The sequence below is a fragment of the Priestia sp. P5_B4 genome, assembly GCF_056400385.1.
In genome coordinates, this window is record NZ_JBFULJ010000657.1 from 1 (window position 1) to 2,177 (window position 2,177).

Consider the following 2,177-nt stretch of genomic DNA (forward strand, 5'->3'; position numbering starts at 1 on the left):
TCTTTTAACTGATAGGCTTTCCCGGTATATGTAAAATAAAATACGACGATAAATAAAAGTGCAGCTATAATAATCGTTCTTTTTTTCAAAAGGAACCTCCTTTTCTACATCACGCTGCATTCACGTGATACACCTTTTTATTCCTCCTGTTCCGCAGCCCTTTAGTACAACGCTGCTTCCTACAAGTAAACTATACGTTACTCCCGGAACAGGAAGTACTAACGTTACCATCAACAGTAACATGCCCGTACTTGTAAGAGCTACTCCGGCAGCTCGATTTTTCATTCATTTCACCACCGTTGCTCTGTAAATCTCTTTTTTATAAAGTGATAGAAGTAATATTGATCTACTGTTTACTTATGTGCTTTTAGCTTATAGTACAGAAATGTCAAAACTTCTACTAGTAACATCGCTACTTCACATTACCTTCTCTTTTTAACTAACTCATCCTGATTTATGAAATAAAAACAGCTCATCTACTGTTGCTCCCAACTCCTCAGCCAGCTGAAAAGCTAGCGTTAAGCTTGGATCATACTTATTGTTTTCAATTGCATTAATTGTTTGTCTCGATACGCCGCATACTTTTGCCAGTTCATCCTGAGACATTCGCTTGCTTTTACGCAGTTCTTTAATTCGATTTTCCACCATTCATCACTCATCTCTAAAATGTAAAAAACTTTTTACATCCATATCTTATATTATTTTTCTTGTTACTGTCAAATATGTTTGACAAATCAATGTCTCTTACCTACTTAAAAAAGAGATTGAAACATAACGAGATTGATCCAATCTAAAGACGAAAAAATGAGAGAAATGATTGAGTATAAATCGCTTGTTACACCGCTGTTGATTTCCGTGCAAGGTCTCGCTTTCCGCGGGCGGGCGCTGAGCCTCCTCGTCGCTTTCGCTCCTGCGGGGTCTCACCTGTGCCGCTTTTCCCGCAGGAGTCTTCGCCTTGCCCTCCAATCAMCMGCTAGAAGCAACGAAATAGATTAAACACCTGTGCACCCTCTCAATAAAAAAAGCCGTACTTATTCATGTAAATACCACCTTTACTTTTACATATTTACAATAACTACACAGAAATTAATATAAAAAAGCACAARCTCCTTAAAGGAAGCTTGTGCTTTTCTATTTCATTGTTTGTTAAAGCTCCTTGCTCATATTAAACCACTGCACGCCTGCATGCTGAGACTCGGCAACGCCTTGATTCACATATCCGTTTTTTTCGTAAAACGGAATCAATTCTTCTTTACATGTTAAAGTAACCGTTAAGCGCTGTTTGTCCTGCGCTTGCTTTTCAAACTCTCTTAGCAGCATACTGGCAATTCCTTTGTGATGATGCTTGGGATTTACAACGATACCTAAAATGCTTTGATGACCGCCTGCCTCAGGGTTCGAAATCGTTTTTTCAAACAAATCATCCGTAATAAACGGAGCTGAAATGACGGGACCGTTCACATATCCGATTATTTCTTCATTTTCTTGAGCGATGATAAACGTATCAGGAATGGTGTTAATCCGCGTGATAAATGCATCTTTTGAGGCAGCTTCTTCAGTTGTAAAGCCTTTGTTTTCTAACGTAATTAATTGGTTTAAATCTTTTTCCTCCACTTGTCTTATAATCATTGGAACGTTTCCTTTCATTATGTATTTTCTTTTTTCTCTAAAAGCTTCTATTACATATAACTATCTCTTTCTACTATATATAAAAATGCCCAAACAAAAAAGGATTGACCTCTGCATCACACAGAATTCAACCCTACTTCGCTTTTTAATTAACGTCTTGATTATTTGATAAATGCACCAAACGGCTTGCCCACCGGAAGCACAACTCGACCGTAGTGAGTATTTAATACAGCCGCTGCAGATCCATAGAATGAAAACAGAGCAATTAATAGCTCTGACACTGCTGCTAGTAAGTGAGTGTATTCATATGCCACACCAAATGTACTTAGCGATAATCCAATGAATAAGAAATCAATTAACACAAAAATAATAAATAATACTTTATGAGTGCCCATTGCTCCAACTGTCATAAAAACGCTGAAAATCAAGTAGCCGACAAAAGCAAATGCGAGCTGCTTCGGATCCGCTTCTTTTGCGAGCGCTTCCCCAAATGCTCCAAGCTGAATAAGCCATGTCATAGCTACACCTAGCCAAAATAATCCGAAGGC

The 2,177-nt window shown here is 38.2% G+C and carries 4 protein-coding genes; all 4 read right to left on the bottom strand.

The window, feature by feature from the left end:
* Nucleotides 1–120 precede the first annotated feature (120 nt).
* Nucleotides 121–285 carry a hypothetical protein gene (locus tag AC1DRF_RS24310; protein WP_427075792.1) on the bottom strand — a complete coding sequence of 55 codons (165 nt, stop codon included), beginning with the start codon at nucleotides 283–285 and terminating at the stop codon, nucleotides 121–123.
* Nucleotides 286–444: 159 nt separating this feature from the next.
* A complete protein-coding gene (locus AC1DRF_RS24315; RefSeq protein WP_097822958.1) occupies nucleotides 445–648 on the bottom strand; it encodes a helix-turn-helix transcriptional regulator in 204 nt (67 codons plus the stop codon).
* 498 nt (nucleotides 649–1,146) lie between these two features.
* A complete protein-coding gene (locus AC1DRF_RS24320; RefSeq protein ID WP_427075790.1) occupies nucleotides 1,147–1,647 on the bottom strand; it encodes a GNAT family N-acetyltransferase in 501 nt (166 codons plus the stop codon).
* A 143-nt stretch (nucleotides 1,648–1,790) separates the two neighbouring features.
* Nucleotides 1,791–2,177 (bottom strand): acetate uptake transporter family protein (locus AC1DRF_RS24325; protein WP_477741902.1); only part of this gene is annotated, 387 nt, incomplete at its 5' end.

Bases quoted from the DNA above. Each gene is read 5' to 3' on its own strand.
- AC1DRF_RS24310 (WP_427075792.1), bottom strand. From the start codon at position 285: ATGAAAAATCGAGCTGCCGGAGTAGCTCTTACAAGTACGGGCATGTTA.
- AC1DRF_RS24315 (WP_097822958.1), bottom strand. From the start codon at position 648: ATGGTGGAAAATCGAATTAAAGAACTGCGTAAAAGCAAGCGAATGTCT.
- AC1DRF_RS24320 (WP_427075790.1), bottom strand. From the start codon at position 1,647: ATGAAAGGAAACGTTCCAATGATTATAAGACAAGTGGAGGAAAAAGAT.